General features: G+C 57.9%; 29 protein-coding genes. 26 read left to right on the top strand and 3 right to left on the bottom strand.

Annotation, left to right across the window (positions count from 1 at the left end; all coding sequences use genetic code 11):
* Nucleotides 1-229: 229 nt before the first annotated feature.
* Nucleotides 230-661 (bottom strand): hypothetical protein, encoded by a 432-nt coding sequence (locus GXB78_RS06385; RefSeq protein ID WP_150648150.1) that lies wholly within the window; start codon nt 659-661, stop codon nt 230-232.
* A 124-nt stretch (nt 662-785) separates the two neighbouring features.
* Between GXB78_RS06385 and GXB78_RS06380 the strand changes: the two genes are divergently transcribed.
* From GXB78_RS06380 to GXB78_RS06270, 23 genes are all read left to right on the top strand, one after another.
* Entirely contained in the window at nt 786-1409 is a 624-nt protein-coding gene (locus GXB78_RS06380; RefSeq protein WP_329514790.1) for a putative metallopeptidase, read from the top strand.
* A gap of 32 nt (nt 1410-1441) precedes the next feature.
* Nucleotides 1442-1918 (top strand): DUF2280 domain-containing protein, encoded by a 477-nt coding sequence (locus tag GXB78_RS06375; protein WP_122597472.1) that lies wholly within the window; start codon nt 1442-1444, stop codon nt 1916-1918.
* A complete protein-coding gene (locus tag GXB78_RS06370; protein ID WP_258606331.1) occupies nt 1887-3212 on the top strand; it encodes a phage terminase large subunit family protein in 1326 nt (441 codons plus the stop codon). Before GXB78_RS06375 ends, GXB78_RS06370 begins: the two co-directional genes overlap by 32 nt.
* Nucleotides 3212-4672 (top strand): DUF4055 domain-containing protein, encoded by a 1461-nt coding sequence (locus tag GXB78_RS06365; RefSeq protein WP_329514789.1) that lies wholly within the window; start codon nt 3212-3214, stop codon nt 4670-4672. The genes GXB78_RS06370 and GXB78_RS06365 overlap by 1 nt, the downstream gene beginning before the upstream one ends.
* Complete coding sequence (locus GXB78_RS06360; protein WP_329514788.1) at nt 4590-5702, top strand: minor capsid protein; 1113 nt, start codon at nt 4590-4592, stop codon at nt 5700-5702. The genes GXB78_RS06365 and GXB78_RS06360 overlap by 83 nt, the downstream gene beginning before the upstream one ends.
* 8 nt (nt 5703-5710) lie before the next feature.
* On the top strand, nt 5711-6196 hold the full coding sequence (locus tag GXB78_RS06355; RefSeq protein WP_329514787.1) for a DnaT-like ssDNA-binding protein: 486 nt from the start codon (nt 5711-5713) through the stop codon (nt 6194-6196).
* Between the two features lie 58 nt (nt 6197-6254).
* The gene (locus GXB78_RS06350; protein WP_329514786.1) at nt 6255-7004 is read left to right on the top strand and encodes a hypothetical protein; all 750 of its coding nucleotides are present in this window, start codon (nt 6255-6257) and stop codon (nt 7002-7004) included.
* Nucleotides 7005-7143: 139 nt separating this feature from the next.
* Nucleotides 7144-7881, top strand: a complete 738-nt coding sequence (locus tag GXB78_RS06345; protein WP_329514785.1) for a hypothetical protein — start codon at nt 7144-7146, stop codon at nt 7879-7881.
* A 3-nt stretch (nt 7882-7884) separates the two neighbouring features.
* On the top strand, nt 7885-8862 hold the full coding sequence (locus tag GXB78_RS06340) for a major capsid protein (protein WP_056785404.1): 978 nt from the start codon (nt 7885-7887) through the stop codon (nt 8860-8862).
* A gap of 57 nt (nt 8863-8919) precedes the next feature.
* A complete protein-coding gene (locus GXB78_RS06335) occupies nt 8920-9225 on the top strand; it encodes a HeH/LEM domain-containing protein (RefSeq protein ID WP_329514784.1) in 306 nt (101 codons plus the stop codon).
* Nucleotides 9226-9235: 10 nt separating this feature from the next.
* Complete coding sequence (locus tag GXB78_RS06330) at nt 9236-9613, top strand: hypothetical protein (protein WP_243242229.1); 378 nt, start codon at nt 9236-9238, stop codon at nt 9611-9613.
* A 2-nt stretch (nt 9614-9615) separates the two neighbouring features.
* The gene (locus GXB78_RS06325) at nt 9616-10008 is read left to right on the top strand and encodes a hypothetical protein (RefSeq protein ID WP_329514783.1); all 393 of its coding nucleotides are present in this window, start codon (nt 9616-9618) and stop codon (nt 10006-10008) included.
* Between the two features lies 1 nt (nt 10009).
* Nucleotides 10010-10594, top strand: a complete 585-nt coding sequence (locus GXB78_RS06320; RefSeq protein ID WP_329514782.1) for a hypothetical protein — start codon at nt 10010-10012, stop codon at nt 10592-10594.
* The gene (locus tag GXB78_RS06315; protein ID WP_329514781.1) at nt 10591-11007 is read left to right on the top strand and encodes a phage tail terminator-like protein; all 417 of its coding nucleotides are present in this window, start codon (nt 10591-10593) and stop codon (nt 11005-11007) included. Before GXB78_RS06320 ends, GXB78_RS06315 begins: the two co-directional genes overlap by 4 nt.
* A gap of 51 nt (nt 11008-11058) precedes the next feature.
* Nucleotides 11059-11319 carry a hypothetical protein gene (locus tag GXB78_RS06310; protein WP_329514780.1) on the top strand — a complete coding sequence of 87 codons (261 nt, stop codon included), beginning with the start codon at nt 11059-11061 and terminating at the stop codon, nt 11317-11319.
* Nucleotides 11320-11404: 85 nt separating this feature from the next.
* A complete protein-coding gene (locus GXB78_RS06305; protein WP_073474195.1) occupies nt 11405-12052 on the top strand; it encodes a phage tail protein in 648 nt (215 codons plus the stop codon).
* A gap of 9 nt (nt 12053-12061) precedes the next feature.
* Complete coding sequence (locus GXB78_RS06300; RefSeq protein WP_122706993.1) at nt 12062-12445, top strand: phage tail assembly chaperone; 384 nt, start codon at nt 12062-12064, stop codon at nt 12443-12445.
* Nucleotides 12446-12492: 47 nt separating this feature from the next.
* Complete coding sequence (locus GXB78_RS06295; RefSeq protein ID WP_073474199.1) at nt 12493-12765, top strand: DUF1799 domain-containing protein; 273 nt, start codon at nt 12493-12495, stop codon at nt 12763-12765.
* Nucleotides 12766-12792: 27 nt separating this feature from the next.
* Complete coding sequence (locus GXB78_RS06290; RefSeq protein WP_329514779.1) at nt 12793-15852, top strand: phage tail tape measure protein; 3060 nt, start codon at nt 12793-12795, stop codon at nt 15850-15852.
* Entirely contained in the window at nt 15852-16190 is a 339-nt protein-coding gene (locus GXB78_RS06285) for a phage tail protein (protein WP_329514778.1), read from the top strand. Before GXB78_RS06290 ends, GXB78_RS06285 begins: the two co-directional genes overlap by 1 nt.
* 9 nt (nt 16191-16199) lie before the next feature.
* Nucleotides 16200-16949, top strand: a complete 750-nt coding sequence (locus tag GXB78_RS06280; RefSeq protein WP_329514777.1) for a phage minor tail protein L — start codon at nt 16200-16202, stop codon at nt 16947-16949.
* Nucleotide 16950: 1 nt separating this feature from the next.
* Entirely contained in the window at nt 16951-17715 is a 765-nt protein-coding gene (locus GXB78_RS06275) for a C40 family peptidase (RefSeq protein WP_329514776.1), read from the top strand.
* A 25-nt stretch (nt 17716-17740) separates the two neighbouring features.
* Nucleotides 17741-17908: a hypothetical protein gene (locus GXB78_RS06270; RefSeq protein ID WP_329514775.1), complete on the top strand. Its 168-nt coding sequence runs from the start codon at nt 17741-17743 to the stop codon at nt 17906-17908.
* Here GXB78_RS06270 and GXB78_RS06265 read toward each other — a convergent pair.
* Nucleotides 17874-18200: a hypothetical protein gene (locus GXB78_RS06265; RefSeq protein ID WP_329514774.1), complete on the bottom strand. Its 327-nt coding sequence runs from the start codon at nt 18198-18200 to the stop codon at nt 17874-17876. The two genes, GXB78_RS06270 and GXB78_RS06265, sit on opposite strands and share 35 nt — an antisense overlap.
* Nucleotides 18197-18505, bottom strand: coding sequence for a hypothetical protein (locus GXB78_RS06260; RefSeq protein WP_329514773.1), 309 nt, complete (start codon nt 18503-18505; stop codon nt 18197-18199). The genes GXB78_RS06265 and GXB78_RS06260 overlap by 4 nt, the downstream gene beginning before the upstream one ends.
* A 100-nt stretch (nt 18506-18605) precedes the next feature.
* On the opposite strand from GXB78_RS06260, the gene GXB78_RS06255 reads away from it, so the two are divergent.
* The 3 genes from GXB78_RS06255 (at nt 18606) to GXB78_RS06245 (ending at nt 20019) form a co-directional block, all read left to right on the top strand.
* Nucleotides 18606-18932, top strand: coding sequence for a hypothetical protein (locus GXB78_RS06255; protein ID WP_329514772.1), 327 nt, complete (start codon nt 18606-18608; stop codon nt 18930-18932).
* Nucleotides 18933-19031: 99 nt separating this feature from the next.
* The gene (locus GXB78_RS06250; RefSeq protein WP_329514771.1) at nt 19032-19376 is read left to right on the top strand and encodes a hypothetical protein; all 345 of its coding nucleotides are present in this window, start codon (nt 19032-19034) and stop codon (nt 19374-19376) included.
* 79 nt (nt 19377-19455) lie between these two features.
* Nucleotides 19456-20019, top strand: coding sequence for a tail assembly protein (locus GXB78_RS06245; protein ID WP_329514945.1), 564 nt, complete (start codon nt 19456-19458; stop codon nt 20017-20019).
* Nucleotides 20020-20053 lie beyond the last annotated feature (34 nt).

Genomic DNA, 20053 nt, shown 5'->3' with positions numbered 1-20053 from the left:
ACATTTTAGCGTCGCTCGCTGGGCACCTAGCTAACGGTACTATTAAGGCGCTCACAATGTAGCCGGGCTGCCTCTTCGGTTTCGTGGGAAAGAACGGTTTTGGGTGCACTGCGATCTTGCATATCTACAACGGCGTACACGACCTTTCCTGTCCATTTTCCGTTTTTGACGCCGTTATCCATATGTACTTCAAACCTGACCCTCATTGGTGAAACTCCTGCTTCGAGCTTTATTTTCGGGAAGAAAGGCAAACCTGATGGGTTTTTTTAGTTTCTGAAATCTGATTCTGTATTTCCTGCTTGCGCTCCGAACTAGACTCCATGATATCGGCTCTACTTGCAGTGTTTTCTAGGCTTAGGACCTCGAGCCAGATAGTTTCACATTCATCGTTTTGCAAAGCAGCTAGCCTTGATCTGGCATTCGAAAACTCTATGCCAATTTTACGGTACGCCGAATCCCAATCTTTCAAATCGACGATGAGCTTTTCTTTTTCTTGTTTGAGTTGAGCGATTTGATCCCTCAAATAACTGTTCTCAGCCTCAATGCGACCTATCTCTCGCGATTGCTGCGACGAATATTGAAGGAAAGCAAATGCGCCGCCTCCACTTCCAACTACAACCCCTACAACCGTACTGATTATCCATTTTGTAGTGCTGTTCACTCTTTTTCCCCGTGACATAAACGAGCAACACTACTCTCTGCTGATCTACGTCTACAAGCTGGGAGCGGCCAGATTGTCCACCTGAAATGACGCTCGCTGCTCTGATTTTATGAGAGAAAAAACAATGGGCAGACCGCATCCATCAGCATCACTGCTAGGTTTGTCCGGTCTTTGCGAATTTGGCATCCGACTAACTCCTGCCCCAGAGGTTTGGGACTGGCTGCAAAAGGAAATCCTGGACGACACCGGCAGAATCCACAACCCAGACCACGCCCATCTGATCGATGCAGACGTGAGAATCATGTGGGCGTCTGCAGCCTTCACGAAGAAAGGGCGCACGGTTGTTGGCCAAGCCGAACAGGTAGCGTTTCGCGCCGGTGGGTGGCAGAAGGCTCGAATGGAGCAGCAGATGCTGGATTGGTTCGGCGACGTGCCGGCCTACATCATCACGCTGGCTGCTGACTATTGCGCTCAATGCTCGGACGCTGACTTCTGCGCACTGGTAGAGCATGAGCTGTACCACATCGCTCAGGCGACCGATCAGTACGGCGCACCCAAGTTCACCCAGGAAGGATTGCCCAAGCTTGAGATGCGCGGACACGACGTTGAAGAGTTCGTCGGTGTGGTGCGTCGCTATGGGGCGAGCCCTCAAGTGCAAGAGCTGGTGGACGCTGCAAACAATCCTGCCGAGGTGGGGAAATTGAACATTTCGAGGGCCTGCGGAACCTGTCTGCTCAAGTCGGCCTGAACTTCTGACAGGTTTTGACGGATGACAACCATATGGCAGCACTACGAAGCGAGGTCAAAGCCTTCATCGTTCAGGCTCTAGCCTGCTTTGATACGCCATCCCAGGTAGTCGAGTCGGTCAAGAAAGAGTTCGGCATCGAGCTCAGTCGGCAGCAGTGTGAATCCCATGACCCAACAAAGTTCGCTGGCCGAGGGCTTGGGGCGAAGTGGGTCGAGTTGTTCCACGCGGCCCGCAAGAGATTCCGCGAAGAGACCACAGACATTCCGATCGCGAACCGTGCGTACCGACTTCGCACTTTGGGGCGCATGGCCGAGAAGGCCGAGAACATGAAGAACATGGCGCTGACTGCCCAGTTGTTGGAGCAGGCAGCCAAAGAAGTGGGCGACGTTTACGTGAATCGTCGGCTCGAACCTGAAAAACCTCTGGGCTCCCAAGCGGACCAGCAGCACGCCGTTGCTGAGTACACCCTGGAGCCTGATGAAAATGTCCCCGCTACCCCGTACCTATGACCCGCCGGTAAAGCTGACGCCGAAGCAGGCGAACATTTACTGCTGGGGCTTCCAGCCTCAGGCGCGCTTTCGCGATGCGGTGTGTGGTCGACGGTTCGGCAAGACGTTCCTGGGCAAAGCCGAGATGCGACGCGCTGCTCGGCTGGCTGCTGAGTGGGGCGTGAGCGTCGAGGACGAGATCTGGTACGGCGCGCCGACGTTCAAGCAGGCCAAGCGCGTGTTCTGGCGTCGGCTGAAGCAAGCGATCCCGGAAGCGTGGCGGGCACACCGTCCAAACGAAACGGAATGCTCGATCACGCTCAAATCTGGGCATGTGATGCGCGTGGTAGGGCTCGACAACTACGACAATCTGCGCGGCTCTGGTCTGTTCTTCGTCCTGGTGGATGAATGGGCGGATTGCCCGTGGGAAGCTTGGGAAGAAGTCCTCCGGCCGATGCTCTCGACCTGCCAATACTCGATACCGGGTATCGGCATGCGGAAGGGCGGCCATGCGCTACGCATCGGCACACCCAAGGGATTCAATCACTGCTACGACACGTTCCAAGACGGCCGGCCGGGGCATGAGCCTGATCACAAGAGCTGGCTCTACACCTCCCTCGATGGCGGTAACGTGCCGGCTGAGGAGCTGGATGCGGCGCGCCGCAAGATGGACCCTCGCACCTTTCGCCAGGAATACGAGGCCAGCTTTGAGAATTACGCAGGTGTTGTCTACTACACGTTCAATCGTGAGGCGAACCGCACCAGCGAAACCATCAAGCGCGGTGAGGCCTTGCACATCGGCATGGACTTCAACGTCATGAAGATGGCGGCAGTCGTGCACGTCATTCGCGATGACCTGCCACTGGCCCTCAGCGAGTTTTCAGATGTGCGGGACACGCCTGAGATGATCGAGAAGATCAAGCTCCGCTTTCCAGACCACAGCATTGCGATCTACCCGGACGCCAGCGGCCAGAACACCAGCAGTAAGAGCGCGAGCGAATCTGACCTGTCACTGCTCAAAAAAGCGGGATTTACCGTAGTGGTGGATTCGACCAACCCCGCTGTGAAGGATCGGGTCAACGCCATGTGCGCGATGTTCGCCAATACCTACGGCGAGCATCGATATCTGGTCAACGTCGACCAGTGTCCGAAATACACGCAGTGCCTGGAGCGCCAGATTTACACCGACAAGGGCGAGCCCGATAAGAAGGCCGGCTACGACCACCTGGTGGATGCCCCTGGCTACTTCATTGCCAAGCGGTACCCGATCAAAACACGCACAGGCGGAACACGCCGAATTGGAGGCTTGGCCTGATGCCAGTGCAATCGACAAACCCCGACTACGACGCGCACATCGCCGAGTGGGAAATGATGGACGATGCCCTCGAGGGTGAGTGCGCCGTCAAGCGTAACGAGCGCAACCTGCCCAAGCCGAGTGGCATGGTCGAAGCTGAGAAGCTCGACAGTGCGGGCAACAAGTACCTCTACGAGAACTACACAAACCGCGCTCAGTACGAGCATTGGGTGCGCGACTCGCTGCGATCGATGATGGGGCTGGTTTCCCGGCTTATTCCGGAGATTGAGCTGCCCGCCGGCCTGAAGGGGATCGAGGACAATGCCACTTCTGACGGCTTCGGCCTGAAGCAACTGTTTTTCCGCATGGTGCGGCAGGCTATCTCCCATGGTCGTGTTCCGCTGGTGGTAAACATCGATGATCGCGGCGAGCCGTACTTCTCAACGTACGCCACGCGCAACGCGATCAACTGGGACACGGCTGATCAAGGCGGCCGCCAAGACCTGGTCCTTTCGGTTTTCCGGGAGTTCCGCAAGAAGGGCCGCGACCGCTACAGCCATGACTGCGACACGGTGTTCCGTGAGTTCTTCATGCAAGGCGAGACCTGTTACACCGCTGTGCGGAACGAAGGTGGCGAGATCGTCGAGGAGGAGAAGCCCCTAGGCACCACTGGCACCGACAACCGACTGGTCAAAGGCCTGTCATACCTGCCGGTGATCTACTGCGGCTCGACCGACAACTCGCCGGAAGTGGACGAGGTGCCGCTGCTCACAATGGCGCGCGCCGCGCTCAAGTCCTACCAGTTGAGCGCTGACTATTTCACTGCGCTACACCAGACCAGTCACCCGCAACCATGGGTGTCTGGCCTAGACGACTCCGTAGAGCTAAGTGTGACCGGGCCATCTGCTGCATGGGACCTCGGTCGAGACGGAAAATGTGGCTATCTGGAGTTTCAAGGCGCTGGGATTGAGGCCGTCCGCAAGGCAATGGACGACCAGAAGAACGCCGCGCTTGAAGCGGGTGCCAAGGTCATGGATGTCGACGGTACCGAGTCGGGCGAGGCGCGTAAAACACGTCAGAACGACCAGCACGCCACGTTGCACAGCATTGTCGTGACGGTGGCAGAGGCAGTGGAACAGGCGCTGCGCTACGCCGCTGAGTGGAAGGGCTACGACCCCAAGCAGGTCAAGTTCAAGGTGAGCCCTGAATTTGTGACGCCAGTGGTCGATGCCCAGGTGCTTGCGGAGCTGCTCAAGGGAGTGATGGCCGGCACGATCAGCGCCGACACCTACTGGCAGTACCTCACCACCGGCAAGCTGCCGGATCGCCCATACGAAGACGAAGCCGACCTGATCAGCGATGAGCGCGAGTCGGCCGGCATCAACCTGGATAAAGACTATGCCATCGACAAACCTGGCGCAGGCGGACAGCCAACTGCTGGAGCAGACAACGCGCCACTCGGTAATGCTGGAGCGGCTTAAAGCCGGCGAGGTCAAGAAGTTCGAGAAGTACCTGCGCCAGATCGACACGCTTGTGCGGGTGCAGTTGACACGCAGGGAGCTGACTACCTACAGCCGGGACCGCCTTGAGCAGTTCCTGGCCCGAGTGGATGGCAAGCTGCTCGAGATCTACAAGGCCTACGGTGATCTGGTGCAGGCCGATCTGGTCGATATCGCTCTGTACGAGTCGACCTTCGAGGCCAATAGCCTGAGCAGTGCGCTGTCCATCGATGCGGTGGTGCCGAGCAACACAGTGATCCGCGCGGCGGTGTTTTCCTATCCGCTACAGGTGAAAGGCATCGACGGCGGCAAGCTGCTGAAGCATTTCGTCAGTGGCTGGACGCGCACGGAGACAATGCGCGTCACCAACACCATTCGCCTCGGCTTCGGTCAGGGTCAAACGAACGCGCAGATTATTCAGGCGATTCGCGGCACAGCAGCTCAAAACTTCACGGACGGTGTCTTGGCGGTGAGCAACCGCAACGCCGCATCCGTGGTGCAGACCGCAATACAGCATGTGGCCACGACGTCGCGAATGGAGACGCTGAAAGCCAACAGCGACGTGGTACTCGGCTATCGCTGGGTTTCGACGCTCGACCGCAAGACCTCGCAGCAGTGCAAGGGCCTGGATGGCATGCGCTTTGACCTGGGCAAAGGGCCGCTGCCGCCGGCGCACATTAACTGCCGGTCAACCACCGTACCGACGACCCGGCTTTCCGAGATGTTCGCCAAGGACGCCACGCGTGCTTCGGTGGGCGACAATGGCGGGGCGCAGGTCGATGCCAGCCTGAACTATTACGAGTGGCTGGCAACGCAGCCGGCGAGTTTCCAAGATCATGCGCTCGGCCCGGTGCGGGCCAAGTTGTTCCGTGATGGAGGACTGACTCCGGAGAAGTTCGCCAAGCTTCAGCTCGACAAGTCGTTCAAGCCGCTGACGCTGGCGCAACTGAAAGCCGCTGAGCCGGACATGTTCATCCGTGCAGGCGTTACACTCGGCGCTCCACCGGGTTGAGAAAGCCGATGCATATCATTGTTGAAGACGGAAAGGGCAGACCGGACGCAAATAGCTTCGTGCCGCTGGAGAAGCTGACCTTCTACCGCGACTACTACGGGTTCCGGATACCTGAAGCAGAGGCCGAGCAGGTCGAGCTGCTGCTGCGCGCTGCAACCGATATCAACGCTCGCCAGTGGAAAGGCAACAAGGCCAATCCCAAGCAGGCTATGGCCTGGCCTCGGCGTGACTGCAAGATTGAATACCAGATGCTTTCCGAAACGTTCGTGCCCTTTGAGATTGAATGGGGGCAGGTGCGGCTGGCTGTAGAGCTGTATGCCGACGAGCAGGGCGTCCGGATCGAAGAGCCGACGCATTGCACAGAGCCAAATGGGCGGCGCACGCGGCTCAACCGAGATACGCCAGGCCTGCGCATGCGACCGCCGCCTTATGCGCCCAGCAGGACACAGTTCGCCGATTACTTAGTGATGCGTGGGCTGAGTTTAGTGAGTTAAAACTCTGGTGATATGTGCTGGCTATTTGATATAAGCCTCTAATTCAAATGGAGGCTGTATGAATTGGAAGCTAGCAGTAGGGGTTGTGGTATGCGTGATTTGTGCTTTGCTCGGACTTACGGCTGGCTTGAAGCTTAACCCGCAATCAACCATGAAATTTGTTCCGAACTGGGGAAGCCTGGGCGATTGGTTTGCTGCTGCAGGTACTATTGCTGCCGTATGGGTCGCGCTCAGTCAGTCAAAAAAACAAGCCGAAAAAGAGCGTCCCAGAACCAAGATTTATCAGGAATACAAAGAGAACGCCTGGTCGGTCAGAATTGTTTCTGAAGGGCTAGTTCCAGTGACGGTTTTGGATGCATCGTTGAGCTACGATGGGGTTCGAGAGATTGATCTCGCGCCTTGGTTTCCACAGAGCTCTGCATTACCAAAAAAACTGGAACGTGGTGATGCTCTAATTTTGATTGATTTCAGTGAAAGTCGCTTTACGCAGTTTTCACGAGCTATAGCGGGTCCTTTAATAAGGGAGCTTTCCGACTCAGGTATTACGCCATCAGATGGCGATGGCGGCTATAACGAGCAGTTTTTCGACACGCTTGCGAAGGCTTCCTCTAGAGGAGCAGAGTTACTAATAAGCACCGCACAAGATGACGAGCGCCATCAATTACCAGATGGCTTGGTTTCTGAGATGTTCTCGATTGTTTCTCGAGAAGAAAGGTCTAAGCGTCAGGAGGAAATTAGAAAGTACGAAGCCAATCGGCGTGAGCTCCGGCAGATGCTAGAGGAAGCCTTGAACAAACCACGCGATTAAAGTTATCAAGATTGGACTGAATCGCCGTCAACGGGTTCGCTATAGAACGACCCAGTAGAAGACCATCACAAGACCTCGGCCATGCCGGGGTTTTTTTATGCCTGCAAAGCGGGCCGACCAAACCCAAGGGGTGCACCAAGTGGCAGACGACAACCAGATTGATCTTGAAGACCCGGCAGTTCAGACCGCCATTGCTGCAGCTGTTGAGGCTGCAACGTTGGGCCTCAAGAACAAAAACACCGAGCTGCTTGGCTCGCTCCGGACCACCAAAACTGAGCTGGACGGTTTCAAGTCCCAGTTCGAAGGTTTGGATATCGCAGCCGTGAAAGGACTGCTGACCAAGGTCGGTCAGGACGAGGAAACCAAGCTGATTGCCGAGGGCAAGCTGGACGAAGTTATTACACGCCGTACCGAGCGCCTGCGCACCGACTACGACACCAAGCTGGCAGCCGAGAAGGCTCGAGCCGACAAGGCTGAGCAATTCGCTGCCAAGTACAGCGACAAGGTGCTGGCCGATTCCATCCGCGCTGCTGCCATCAAGGCCGGCGCGCTACCCGAGGCTGCCGAAGACATCATCTTGCGCGCCCGGGGTACTTTCAAACTCAGTGAAGACGGTGAGGCGATCGCCACCGACCGTGACGGCGAGGTCGTTTACGGAAAGGACGGGAAAACTCCGCTGTCGCCGCTCGAATGGGCGGAGTCGCTGCGTGAAACAGCAACACACCTGTGGCCAAGGGCTCAGGGTGCCGGACCGACCGGCGATCAAGGTGGCAAGGCCACGAAAAAATGGGGCGAGTACACGGAAACCGAACGCGCTGCGATCGCCCGTGACAACCCCGAGCTGTTCAAGAAAATCCAGGCCACCAAAGGAACCTAATTCATGGCAACTACCCAACTGACCGACATCTTCGTCGGTGACTACTACGCCTCGCTGGAGCCGGTAAACAGCCCGGAAAAAACCGCTGTCTACGAGTCGGGCATCGTTACCCGCTCGCCTGTCCTGGACGCTATCGCTTCCGGCAGCCAAGGCACCGCCGAGATCAGCTACTGGCAGGATCTCAATGCTGATGAAGCCCCGAACATCAGCAACGATGACCCGAACGACCAGGGCGAAGTCGGCAAAGTCACTCAGGACAGCATGCGTGCTCGCGTCCTGTACCTCAACAAAGGTTATGGCGTAGCCGACCTGACCGCCGAACTCGCGAACAGCGAGCCTCAGCAGCAGATCCGTAACCGCTTCGGCACCTACTGGACTCGCCAGTGGCAGCGTTACGCTCTCGGTGCAGCGCGCGGCATCATCGCCTCGAACATTGCCAACAACGGCGGTGACATGGTGATCGACGCCGGCGCGGCCATCAGCGCGAACGCGTTTCAGGATGCCGCTTTCACTGCCGGCGATGCGGCCGACCAGTTCGGCGCGATCGGCGTGCACTCTGTGGTGATGAACCAGATGGTCAAGCAGGACCTCATCGAGTATCTGCGCGACTCCGATGGCAAAATCATTCTGGCGACCTACCTGGGTAAGCCGGTGTTCATGGACGATGGCTTGGTATACGGCGCCGGCAAATATCTGTCGGTGTTCTTCGGCCAAGGCGCATTCGGCTACGGCGAAGGCACGCCGAAGGTGCCGGTGGAGATCGAGCGCAAACCGGGCGGCGGTAATGGCGGTGGTGCTGAGGTGCTGTGGGAGCGGAAGACCTACATTCTCCAGCCTGCCGGCTTCAGCTGGAAAGGCTCCGAAGCTCAGAACCTAAGCCCGACCGCGACCCAGTATGCCGCTGCTGCGAACTGGGAGCGCGTGTTCAGCCGCAAACAGGTCCCATTTGCCGCCGTCATCAGCGGTACCACTACGCCGTAATCCGGCTTTCACTTACTCCGGCGTCCGCAAGGGCGCCGGGCTGCATTGAGGTGACTCATGAAAGTTATCTACACGGACAAACCGGGCAAAGAGCGCGGCGTGTGCTACCGCCTGCTGAGCGAATTCTTCGGCGTCATTGGCACTGCCGCTGAGGTGGTCATCGAGGGTGATGCGCCTGAAATTTACGATGCATACGAAGCGGCGGGCATCAACGTTTCGGACGGCAAGGAGCCTGAAAATGCTGAAACCGACCCTCTGAAAATGAAGGTGCCGGAGCTGAAAGAGTGGCTCACCAGTAAAGGCATCGCCTTCGAATCCAACGCACTGAAAGAAGACCTCCAGGCCTTGGTGCCGAAGGAATAAGGACGCGCACATGACCGACTTCATCACCGTTGCCGATGTTGACGCTTCGCTGGGTCCTGGCTGGGCCGGCACCGGTGATCCGGTCCTTGCTGTGACCATGGCTAACGCCTGGCTCACGGCCAAGATCAAGCGGGTCGTTTCCGATCCGGTTCCGATCGAGATCAAAACAGCCGGCGCCCAGGTCGCCAAAGAAGCGGCGGCGGGCAAGTTGTACATGGCCACGCAGAAGGAAGTGCAGAGCAAAACCGTTTCGGCTCAGTCCGGCACGTCCGTGAGCAAGACCTACGTGGCCGGATCTACTGATCAGTCGGCGGGTGTGAACTTCGCCTTGGCGCTACTGGAACCTTGGATCAAGCGCTCCGGCGTGATGATGCTGAAAAGGATCTGATCATGAGTATGCGCGAAGAGATTCAGGCTGAGATGGCTGAAGCGTTCGATGATCCCGACGGCTTGGCCGACGCGGTCCAGCCGGTAGCGGGTATGCGCAAGGTTTCCGGCGAGTATGACCCCGACCTGGGCGGCGAGGCGCCGGAAACAACCGTCACGTACATGGGGCGCGGTGTTTTGGGCAGCTACCTGTCCAAGGAAATCGATGGCTCACTGATCCAGACCACTGACAAGAAGCTGCTGGCGCTGCAAAACGAGCTGTTCGTGTCAGAGGACGGCATGCCGACGGCGGTACCGGCTGCGCCAGCCATCGGCGATATCGTCAACGGTATGCGCGTGATGAATGTGTCTGCCGATCCTGCTGACGCGACGTGGACAGCACAACTGAGGAAATGACATGGCCGCCCAATCCGGCAGCTTCGCCCTGAGCCTGGCGGAGTTCGCAGCCCAGACCAGCGAAGCGATCGACGCCAGTGTGCGCGAGATAATCATCGAGGTCGGTAGCAGCCTGATTCGCATGTCTCCCGTGGGCCATCCGGAGATCTGGGCGCAGAACGCAGTCGCAACCGAGTACAACAAGGCGGTCGACGAACACAACACTGCTCTGCGCAGCGACTCGGCCAATCTGACCAAGGGCGGCAGGCTCAAGAAAGGCCGCAAGCTCAACGACGGCATGGACATCAAGGCGCCAGAAGGCTACGTCGGCGGCCGGTTCCGTGCGAACTGGCATATTTCCCTCGGTGTGGTCGAAAGCGTCACCTTCGACGAGGTTGACCCGAGCGGCGCCGAAACTACCGCCGCGCTGGTCGCAGCAATGAGTGATTTCACCGCTGGCCAGATGGCCTACATCATCAACAATTTGCCCTATGCGATTCCGCTGGAGTTCGGCCATTCGACCCAGGCCCCCGGCGGCATGGTTCGGGTAACCGTGGCTCGCTTCCAGCAAATCGTGTTGGAGGCCATCAGGAACAACCAGGTATGAGTCATGCAATCATCGCCTCGATCTACGAGGCAAAGCTGATCGCCTGGAACGCTGCCAGGCCGGAGAAGCTGAAAATCGTTTTTGAGAACATGGCCTATACGCCGGCGGCCGGTGAGACTTACCTGCGGGCGTTCACTATCCCGGGCGACACGGCCAGCAACACGCTCGGCGGAGATCACCGGCTGTATACCGGCGTATTTCAGGTCAGCATTATTTGCCCGGCCGGCACCGGTAAAGCAAAAACCAACCCCATCGCTGCCGAAATCATCGAGTTATTTCCGCTTTATGCGCGCGACGTGAAGAATGGTTTCGTAGTGACGACGATGACGCCTGTAGACGTCGGTCCAGGCATAACTGGCGATTCAACTTACACCGTCCCGCTGTCGTTCTCATACCGATCCGACACCAATTGAGTAGCTCGCGCTAGAATCGCTCCACGTCAATGGGTAGATAGGGGCGTTACCATGGATGAGGATACAAAAGCGCGATTACAGTGGCTGGATGAGTCGGCCGATGATCACGCCTGGAACAACCGCGACGAGATTATTGCCAGCGAAAGGTGCATCTGCACCGCCTGCGGAGAATGGTCTACGCCGAGTCAAATTACGAAGTGGTATCTGGAAAAGCATGCCTGCTGTCCTTCCTGCGGCCTTACCGGCGTCGTCATTGGCTCCAAATCTGGCCTGCCCCTTGAGGCTTATCAAGACTGCCGTATTCCTGAATAGCGCAACCGCCAAATAATTCGCCCACTGGGCAAATCCTGAACCCGCCACCGAGCGGGTTTTGTCATTTCTGCAAAGAGGAAAACCCATGAGCGTCAAAATCCCCAACGGCACCACATTCGAAATCGCCGCAACTCTAAGCGTGCCGAAAGCGTTCACTGCGATCAGCAACGCCAAACCAGCAGTGCTTACTGCCGCGGCCCACGGCCTGACCGATGGCGACGTGATCGTGATCGATTCTGCCTGGGCAAAATTGAATGGCCGCCCGGCTCGCGTTATCGATTCGGATACTGGCGAATTCTCCGCCGAGGGCGTGGACACCACCAGCGTGAAAAGTTACCCGGTAGGCTCTGGCGCGGGGACTATCCGCGAGGCGACCGGCTGGACGCAAATCGCTCAGATCACCGAGCCAACTGCGAACGGTGGTGAGCAACAGTTTCTGACCTACGGCTTCCTCGAAGACGATGATGACCGCCAACTCCCAACCAACAAGTCCGCCAGCAGCATGACGCTGCCGGTCGCTGACGACCCAGCGCAGGCCTATGTCTCGATTGTCGAAGCGGCTGACGAAGACAAGGAGCCGCGCCTCATTCGCGCAAACCTGCCCGGCGGCGCGACGATTTACTACTACGCGTACGTGTCGATCACCGCGACCCCGACACTGAGCCGAAACAACATCATGACGCGGACCATCACTTTGTCGTTCGCATCTCGCCCAACTCGCTACAACGCCTAAGGGGGTCCAATGGCAAAGTTTTCCATCGCGCCGAAACCGACCTTCACGGTCGACGTGGCAATCCCGCAAGTCGGCGAAAAGCCGGCCATGGTGCCGTTTACTTTTAAGTATCGCGATCGAACCGCGCTTGCCGAGTTGTTCGACTCCTGGAAGGCCAAGGCAGAGGCTATCGGCGAACGTTTCAAAGGCACAGAGCCGACGCTTGCCGAAGTCACTGCTGCGGAAGTCGAACAGGGCGTCGATCAGATCAAAGATCTGGTTGTTTCGTGGGGGTTCGGCGACAAGCTCAACGATGAGTCGATAACGGCGCTGGTGAAGAGCTGCATCGGCGTTTCAGATGCCGTCGTGAAAGCCTATAGCGAGGCCTTCGGCAAGGCCCGTCTGGGAAACTAACCGCCGCTGCCCGTGCGCTTTACGAGGTTGAGAGTGATGCCGAGCAGATGGCGATGTTCGGCTTTTCTCCTGACGACTACGACGAAACCTTCGAAGTCTGGCCGGACAACTGGAAATCATTCCTTGTTATGGACTCGATGTGGACCCAGTGGCGCACTGGTGCATGCGGCGCAACCGGTCTCGATTACGGCGTTCTCACTGACGTGATGAAGCTTCTCGGTATTCCTGCCGAGGAACGTTCACGCGTGTTCCAAGACATTCGCGTCATGGAATCGGAGGCGATCGCAGTCATGGCTGCGGCCCGCGACAACAGCCCTTAGAAACGGGCATTTATTCAAGGTGAGTCGATGAACATTGCAGAGCTCGGCGTCAAGATCGACTCGGCCGATGCAATTCAGGCTAAAACCAGTCTGGATGAAATGGCGAAGGCCGGCGGCCGCGCAGAGCAGTCCGCCGTTTCGTTGATGAACGAAATGCAGGCGCTGGAGAAATCGCTATCTACCAGCGCCAAGACCACTCAAGATCTCGCAAAGCAGCGCGAAGCACTGGCAAAGCTGACAAAAACCGGCGCCTATGGCGAGGCTGAGGCAGCGAAGATATCAGCGCAGCTCGACAAGCAGCAGGTGGCGCTGGCCAAGTCGGCCATGGATGAGCAAAAGGCTCTGAACAGCCTGCTGGGCGCAATTGACCCGGCCCGCGCTGCGCTGTCCAAACTGGACACGCAGGTTGAGCAACTCGGCAAGCATTTAGACGCCGGTCGCATCAGCCAGGATCAATACAACTCAGCGCTGAGTAAGATCGACAAGGACTACGACAAGCTCGAAAAAACTACCACCGGCTTCGACAAACTTCGCCTCGGCACCCGCCAGGCCCAAGAGAACGTCGTGCAGCTGGGTAATGCCCTGTCGTCTGGAGACTGGGGAAGTGGGGTTCGCGCCGTTGCTCAGCTGGGAGCCGGGGCCGGCGCCGGTGCTGCTGGCTTGCTCGCTATTCTTGCGCCACTCGCACTGGCTACCGCAGCTGTTGGCGCGCTGGTCGTCGCCTATTACAAGGGCAGCGAAGAACAGGACGCCTATAGCAAATCCTTGATCCTCACCGGCAACTACGCAGGTGTGAGTGCCGGTCAGTTGGGCGAAATGGCTCGTCAGGTGAGTGCCACTGTAGGCACTACCGGTCAGGCGGCTGAAGTGCTCGCGCTGCTGGCGGGAAACGGAAAAATTGCGGGAGAGAGTTTTGCCGGGATCACCCAGGCTGCTGTGTCGATGCAGGAGGCTACCGGCAAGGCAGTCAGCGAGACGGTTGCCGAATTCGCCAAGCTCGCCGATGACCCGGTAAAAGCGTCCGCCGCGCTCAATGAGCAGTACCACTATCTGACAGCTTCGGTTTATTCGCAGATTGCAGCGCTGGAAGAGCAAGGCGACCACGCTGGCGCGGTGAAGCTTGCGACTGAGCAGTACGCCGATGCGATCAACGAGCGCACGCCGCGCATTCTGGAAAACCTGAGCTTTTGGGAGAAGGGATACAACGCGGTCGCGCGCGCGGCAGATAATCTGAAGAACATCGGCCGTCCCGATATCGACGCTGATATCGAGCAAGCCCGGCGTAATCTCGCTGCCGCACAAAAGGGCGACGTCGGGGCGTTTCAAAACCAGAAGGAGATGGTCGAGCTCTACTCCAATCAGCTGAACATGCTGGAGGACCAGAAGGCAGCCCAGGCCGATATCGCAAAATGGGAAGGCGAGCAGGCGAAAGCGCAGGGCGATGCGGTGTCGTCGATGTCGAAGATCGACGCGTTGGCCAAGTCCTCTTGGACGAACGAGCAGAAGCGCACCGAGGCGATAAAGGAGTACAGGCGCCAACTCGATGACATACGAAAGGTCGCTCCGAACGATCCGCGCCTGAGCCAGGCAGCTATCGACAAGAACATTGCGAACATCAACGACAAGTTCAAGGATCCTAAAATACCAGCAGGTAGCGTCGACACTACCGGCTTCAATAACGCGAAAAACGCTTTGGCCGAGACACTGGCCTACTACAAAAATGCTGACAGGGAACTTGAGGCGTCTCAGCGCGCCGGTGTCATCTCCCAAGCAGATTACACCGAGCAGCGCGTGAGCCTACTCAACCAGCAGGCCAACGAAGTTTCCCTAAACTACCAGGCTGAAATTGATGCCCTCGAAGCGGTCAAGGCCAAGAAGGGCACGACCAGCGCTCAGATCATTCAGATTGACCAGAAAATTGCCGACGCCCGCAGTGCCATGGTTAAGGCGCAGCAGGACAGCGACAGCGAGCTGGCCCTGATCGCGACCAACGAAGAGGGCCGTCTTCGTAAGCAGACTCTGGCGGTCAACTCTTACACGAGTGCTTTGCAACAGCAGGTCGACACCCTTCGTCAGCAGGGGCTGCGGGCCGCGTCCGGCCTCGGACAGGGAGACCGGCAGCGCGGACTGACCGAGCAGCAGAACGGAATCGACGATCGATTCAATCAGCAGCGTCTGGAGTTGGCCAACCAGTACGGCGATGGCTCACGCGGTATGAGCCTCGAGGAGTACACCCAGAAGCTCGCCGCGCTGAAAGCCACGCAGCAAGATCTGCACGACACGGTGCAGGCGAACTACGACGACATGACAGTCGCCCAAGGCAGTTGGAGTGTCGGTGCTTCCTCAGCTTGGCAGAACTACTTGGAATCAGCCTGTGATGTCGCGGGACAGACGAAAAGCCTGTTCACCAACGCCTTCAGCTCTATGGAAGACGCGGTCGTCAACTTCGCCATGACCGGCAAGCTTTCGTTTGCTGACTTCACCAAGTCGATTCTGGCGGACATGGCGCGGATTGCGACCCGTCAGGCCAGTTCGGCGCTGCTGAGCAGTCTGGTTGGTGCGGCCACCAGTTACTTCACTGGCGGAGGCGGTGGTAACGGACTGGCGGCTGGATCTGCCGGTGCGACATCTTCGAATCTGGGCGCGTCCTCGGCAGGTTACTCCAGCACCTATTTCCCGCAGGCGCTCGGTGGTGCCTGGTCGTCGGGCGTCCAGATGTTCGCCAGTGGCGCCGCGTTCACCAACTCCGTGGTCAGCAAGCCGACAGCGTTCGGGATGGCAGGGGGGCAGACCGGCATCATGGGCGAGGCAGGACCTGAGGCAATCATGCCACTGACCCGCACCGCCGGCGGTCAACTGGGAGTCCGCGCAATCAGCGGCGGTGGGAGTGGTGGCGGCAACGTTTACAACTTCCCCGTCGCGGTATCGGTGCAAACACAAGGCGCTGGCGGCGCGGCCAGCACAGAAGACACGACGCAGCTTGGCAAAGGCATTCAGCAGGCGGCGAAGGCCGAAGCTGAAACCGCGATCGCCCGAGCGCTGCAGCCAGGCGGCTCAATCTGGAAACTCACAAACGGGAGGGGCTGATGGCCATCGAGAAGTTCATCTGGCCGACCCAGCACGGTGACGCGCCCGAGATTTTGTATCGGGTGCGCACCGCGCAGTTCGGCGACGGCTACAAACAGGAAGTTGGCGACGGCCCGAACAACAAGGAAGACGCGTACCCGATCACCTACAGCGGACCTCAGGCCAAGGTGCTGGAAATCATGTCGTTCCTTGATCGGCACGCGGGCGCTAAAGCCTTCCTGTGGACCACGCCACTGGGCCAGCTTGGCCTGTTTACCTGCAAGAACCCCGTACCCACTCCGGTGGGCGGCGGGGTCTACAAACTTACCGCCACGTTCGAGCGGGCATTTCATCCATAAGGGGCAACCATGCCGTTGATCAGTGACATCCAGGTGCTTGAGCCTGGCAGCGAAGTGCTGCTCTTTGAATTGGACGGCACGGAGTACGGCGCGGACGTGTTACGCTTCCACGGGCACGGGATACCGCACACACCGGCCGAGTTGATTGCCGCCGGCGCCGATGCCGACCAGTTGCCGGCGAAGGCGATCTACTGGCAGGGAAACGAGTACAGCGCCTGGCCAATGCAGATCGACGGCATCGAGGCGAACGGCGACGGCACGGCGGTTCGGCCGACACTGTCCGTCGGCAACGTCAACGGGCGTATCACCGCGCTCTGTCTGGCGTTCGAGGATCTCCTCGAGTTCAAGCTGACGATGCGGCACACGCTCGGCAGCTACCTCGACGCGTCGAACTTTCCGGCAGGCAACCCAAAAGCTGACCCAACCCAAGAGACGGTCGAGGTCTGGTACATCGACCAGAAGACGAACGAGGACGGGGAGACGGTCAGTTGGGAGCTGGCCAGCCCGGGTGACGTCGGCAATGAGTCAATCGGTCGGCAGGCTACGACGCTTTGCCACTGGTGTCTCACCGGTGGTTATCGCGGGCCGAACTGCGGCTACACCGGGCCGTACGTCACGAAGGACGGCGTCATTACCGACAATCCTGAACTCGACCAGTGCGACGCCACGTTGGGCAAGGGCTGCATCCCGCGCTTCGGCGAAGGAAACCCGCTGCCGTTTGGCGGCTTCCCCGCCGTTTCCCTGATCGCACGGAGCTGACATGCGAAAGCACATCTTGAACGCGATCCAGGCGCACGCGGCGGCCGAGTACCCGAAAGAGTGCTGCGGGCTGCTGCTGGCGATCGGGCGCAAGCAGCAATACTTTCCTTGCATCAACGTCTCGACCGAGCCGAACGAAGAGTTCCGGATCGACCCTGAGGAGTACGCGGCGGCGGAGGACATTGGTGAGGTGATCGGCGTGTTGCATTCGCATCCGGACGCGACCAGCAGGCCCTCACCGCGCGATCTGGCCATGTGCGAAGCGACGGCGATGCCTTGGCATATCCTGAGCTGGCCCGAGGGCGATCTGCGCACCATCGTTCCCACCGGCGAAATCCCGCTGCTGAGACGGCCATTCGTGCATGGGGCTTGGGACTGCTGGCAGGTGTGCGCCGATTGGTACAAACGCGAGTGGGGGCTGGAATTCGAAGCGTTCAAGCGCGCGGATGGCTGGTGGGAGAGCAAGGAAAACACCAGCCTGTACGAAGCAAACTACGAGGCCGCCGGCTTCTTCCGAGTCGACCAGCCGCAACGCGGCGACATGATCGTGATGGAGGTGGGGCGCACCGTTTACCCGAACCACGCCGGGATTTTCCTCGGCGCCGATCCCGCGTTGCCAGGTGAGGATTCTACAACGTTCGGCCCCGGCCCGTTCCTGCTGCATCACCTATACGGCAGGCCGTCAGAGGTCATTGTCTTCGGCGGCCCCTGGCTCGACCGAACACGCCTGATTCTCAGGCACAAAGATGCGCAACCAATCACATGACGCGGCGGTGCCGCAGGAGATATACATGAGCGAGAAACAAAAACGTCAAGAGAAAGCCGACCTGATTGAGCGTCGGCTTCAAAGCATTGAGTCAGATGTTGAGAGTCGCCGCGCTGCCGAAAAAAGGGTTGCGGCACACGCGGATAAACTGCAAGGCTTTATCGGCGAACTGGCGGCTGTTCCGTCGAAATGAGGCAGGCAGATTTCGCTGTTTCTATCACTTTGTTGTAGATTTTGTTGTTCCCCTCGGCATCTTCCTTGTGATCCTTACGCATCGTCTCGATCATCTGGTTGAACAAGGTCAGGTCCAGAGCATCTTTTTTCCTAACCGATGCAATCAATGCTGTGATGATTTGGGACTGGGCGATGACGGTTTCTTCTAAAGCTTTGTTTGACACATTGACCTCCAGGTCATAAACGCGCCGAAATTGGCGCAATCCCAGTCCTTGGGCTTGCTGGCAAAGGACTGAGGAATCCTTTTTCAATCGTATTCGTTGCGCTCAATCGTCAGTACCGGCCCACCAGTATGGCCTCGCATAAAGAATTTAAAAATTACAATGTGGGTGCCTGAGGTATCGAAATAGCTGATTCTTCCTTGCCATGGATCTTTCCCCGAAAGGCTGTATGAAGCTGATTTCCCGGGGAACTTGCTTTCTATAGCTTCCTCGAGAGCTCGTTTCTCGTCTGAGGGCATTTGAAACTGTCTGCTCAAAATAAACTTCCTGTCTTGGGTGGGGTGGCTGAAAGCTACTATTAAATCCTCCCCGCCATCCAGTGTCGTTTCATCCACGCTGGATGCCTATACAGAACAAAAATTGTTTTCTCTAACCCTTGAAATTTACGGTAAAGCCACAATATCGGTGTGGTCGTTAATTTGGCGTGAGGAAGTCATGAGTACTGAATTCAATAAAGGGTACAGCAGGGGCTTTGAAGAAGGTGGAGCTGGTAAGGAAATCGACGCTTACGGACTGAGACCTCACTCTGATCAATACCAAGTTGGTTACGTACTGGGATTCGGTGAATCAGCATACGTTGGAGTGCCGCCTGATTATCGCTACAACCTCATTGGTGGGATGGCTTCTAAGTCCGGCGTATCCCTCAATCTCTTTGATCGGCATCACGATCTAGGTGATGAGGATTGGGAAGATTTCAAGAAAGGTTACGTCGGTGACGAGAATGAAGAAATCTTCGATGATGAAGATGAATTCATCGATTGACGATTCTTCAGCACAAAGATGAGCCCGGCCCAGCGCCGGGCTTTTTCACTCCCGCTCGCCCCAGTGATATCTTGCAGCTTTCCCACAGGAGTGAACTGCATGAAACTGATCTTAGGAGCGTTGGTGGTAGCTCTGTTGGCTGGGTGTGTATCCCCTGGGGATCTTCAGAAAAATGACCCGAGCTTCAAGGCAACAACCTCGAAAGATCCCAAGCGTTATGCGCTGTGTGTTTTCCCGAAATGGCAGGACGCCAGAAGCGATGCCTCAATGTCCGAGACAGAAAACGGATACAGATTGCTGGTCGCGAGCAACAATATGACCGACGAGCTGCTGGATATACGCAAAGCACCGAAGGGCAGTACCGTAACGCTGTATCAGCGCATGGCATGGTCGCCGGGCTATGGCCGAGGAGACATGAAGCAGGCGATAAAAGATTGCCTTTGAACACCCAAAAAACAGCCGCCGAAAGGCGGTTTTTTTATGTCTGGAGAAAACCGTGACAGCAACTGAACATTGCCGCCCAATGATGACGACCATTCTTCTATCGGGTCCGCTGATTAAACTGTTCGGCCGAGTTCACTACCGCGAACTGGGCAGTCGTTCCGTAGGGGAGGCGTTCAAGGCGCTGAAGTGCACGCTGAAGGGGTTCGACGCAGCGATCAAAGACTTGGAGCGGCGCGGTCTGCGCTTCGCCATTTTCCGGAACAGAAAGAACGTACCTGAGAAGGATTTCGCGCTGGGCGGCGCTCAGGAAATCCGCATCGTGCCGGTGGTTGGCGGCAGCAAGCGTGCTGGCCTGCTTCAAACGATCATCGGCGCAGTCCTGATTGCTGCATCGTTCATTCCGGGGTTTCAGGCTTTGGCCCCGGTGGGCATTGCACTCGTTGCCGGCGGTGTCATCCAAATGCTCAGTCCGCAGGCCTCGGGCCTAAAGCAGAGCGCATCCCCCGAGAACTCCCCGTCCTACGCCTTCGGCAGCGCCAAGAACACCACGGCCAGCGGAAACCCGGTACCGATCTGCATCGGCGAACGCCGGTGGGGCGGGATGATTATCTCGGCCTCGATCCTAGCAGAAGACAAAGTGTAATCAGGACAGCAGCACACCGACCGCCCGCGAGGCG

It is taken from the genome of Pseudomonas moraviensis subsp. stanleyae, assembly GCF_036283065.1.
Taxonomy (GTDB): domain Bacteria; phylum Pseudomonadota; class Gammaproteobacteria; order Pseudomonadales; family Pseudomonadaceae; genus Aquipseudomonas; species Aquipseudomonas stanleyae.
The sequence above is the reverse complement of the archived record's forward strand: the minus strand, read 5'-3'. Positions and strand labels throughout refer to the sequence as shown.

Excerpts from the sequence above, each read along its gene's own strand:
- GXB78_RS06310 (WP_329514780.1), top strand. The coding sequence starts at position 11,059 with ATGGATGAGGATACAAAAGCGCGATTACAGTGGCTGGATGAGTCGGCC.
- GXB78_RS06320 (WP_329514782.1), top strand. The coding sequence starts at position 10,010 with ATGGCCGCCCAATCCGGCAGCTTCGCCCTGAGCCTGGCGGAGTTCGCA.
- GXB78_RS06330 (WP_243242229.1), top strand. The coding sequence starts at position 9,236 with ATGACCGACTTCATCACCGTTGCCGATGTTGACGCTTCGCTGGGTCCT.
- GXB78_RS06315 (WP_329514781.1), top strand. The coding sequence starts at position 10,591 with ATGAGTCATGCAATCATCGCCTCGATCTACGAGGCAAAGCTGATCGCC.
- GXB78_RS06375 (WP_122597472.1), top strand. The coding sequence starts at position 1,442 with ATGGCAGCACTACGAAGCGAGGTCAAAGCCTTCATCGTTCAGGCTCTA.
- GXB78_RS06280 (WP_329514777.1), top strand. The coding sequence starts at position 16,200 with ATGCCGTTGATCAGTGACATCCAGGTGCTTGAGCCTGGCAGCGAAGTG.
- GXB78_RS06355 (WP_329514787.1), top strand. The coding sequence starts at position 5,711 with ATGCATATCATTGTTGAAGACGGAAAGGGCAGACCGGACGCAAATAGC.
- GXB78_RS06295 (WP_073474199.1), top strand. The coding sequence starts at position 12,493 with ATGGCGATGTTCGGCTTTTCTCCTGACGACTACGACGAAACCTTCGAA.
- GXB78_RS06365 (WP_329514789.1), top strand. The coding sequence starts at position 3,212 with ATGCCAGTGCAATCGACAAACCCCGACTACGACGCGCACATCGCCGAG.
- GXB78_RS06285 (WP_329514778.1), top strand. The coding sequence starts at position 15,852 with ATGGCCATCGAGAAGTTCATCTGGCCGACCCAGCACGGTGACGCGCCC.
- GXB78_RS06275 (WP_329514776.1), top strand. The coding sequence starts at position 16,951 with ATGCGAAAGCACATCTTGAACGCGATCCAGGCGCACGCGGCGGCCGAG.
- GXB78_RS06255 (WP_329514772.1), top strand. The coding sequence starts at position 18,606 with ATGAGTACTGAATTCAATAAAGGGTACAGCAGGGGCTTTGAAGAAGGT.
- GXB78_RS06290 (WP_329514779.1), top strand. The coding sequence starts at position 12,793 with ATGAACATTGCAGAGCTCGGCGTCAAGATCGACTCGGCCGATGCAATT.
- GXB78_RS06325 (WP_329514783.1), top strand. The coding sequence starts at position 9,616 with ATGAGTATGCGCGAAGAGATTCAGGCTGAGATGGCTGAAGCGTTCGAT.
- GXB78_RS06305 (WP_073474195.1), top strand. The coding sequence starts at position 11,405 with ATGAGCGTCAAAATCCCCAACGGCACCACATTCGAAATCGCCGCAACT.
- GXB78_RS06245 (WP_329514945.1), top strand. The coding sequence starts at position 19,456 with ATGATGACGACCATTCTTCTATCGGGTCCGCTGATTAAACTGTTCGGC.
- GXB78_RS06380 (WP_329514790.1), top strand. The coding sequence starts at position 786 with ATGGGCAGACCGCATCCATCAGCATCACTGCTAGGTTTGTCCGGTCTT.
- GXB78_RS06335 (WP_329514784.1), top strand. The coding sequence starts at position 8,920 with ATGAAAGTTATCTACACGGACAAACCGGGCAAAGAGCGCGGCGTGTGC.
- GXB78_RS06300 (WP_122706993.1), top strand. The coding sequence starts at position 12,062 with ATGGCAAAGTTTTCCATCGCGCCGAAACCGACCTTCACGGTCGACGTG.
- GXB78_RS06250 (WP_329514771.1), top strand. The coding sequence starts at position 19,032 with ATGAAACTGATCTTAGGAGCGTTGGTGGTAGCTCTGTTGGCTGGGTGT.
- GXB78_RS06340 (WP_056785404.1), top strand. The coding sequence starts at position 7,885 with ATGGCAACTACCCAACTGACCGACATCTTCGTCGGTGACTACTACGCC.
- GXB78_RS06350 (WP_329514786.1), top strand. The coding sequence starts at position 6,255 with ATGAATTGGAAGCTAGCAGTAGGGGTTGTGGTATGCGTGATTTGTGCT.
- GXB78_RS06270 (WP_329514775.1), top strand. The coding sequence starts at position 17,741 with ATGAGCGAGAAACAAAAACGTCAAGAGAAAGCCGACCTGATTGAGCGT.
- GXB78_RS06360 (WP_329514788.1), top strand. The coding sequence starts at position 4,590 with ATGCCATCGACAAACCTGGCGCAGGCGGACAGCCAACTGCTGGAGCAG.
- GXB78_RS06370 (WP_258606331.1), top strand. The coding sequence starts at position 1,887 with ATGAAAATGTCCCCGCTACCCCGTACCTATGACCCGCCGGTAAAGCTG.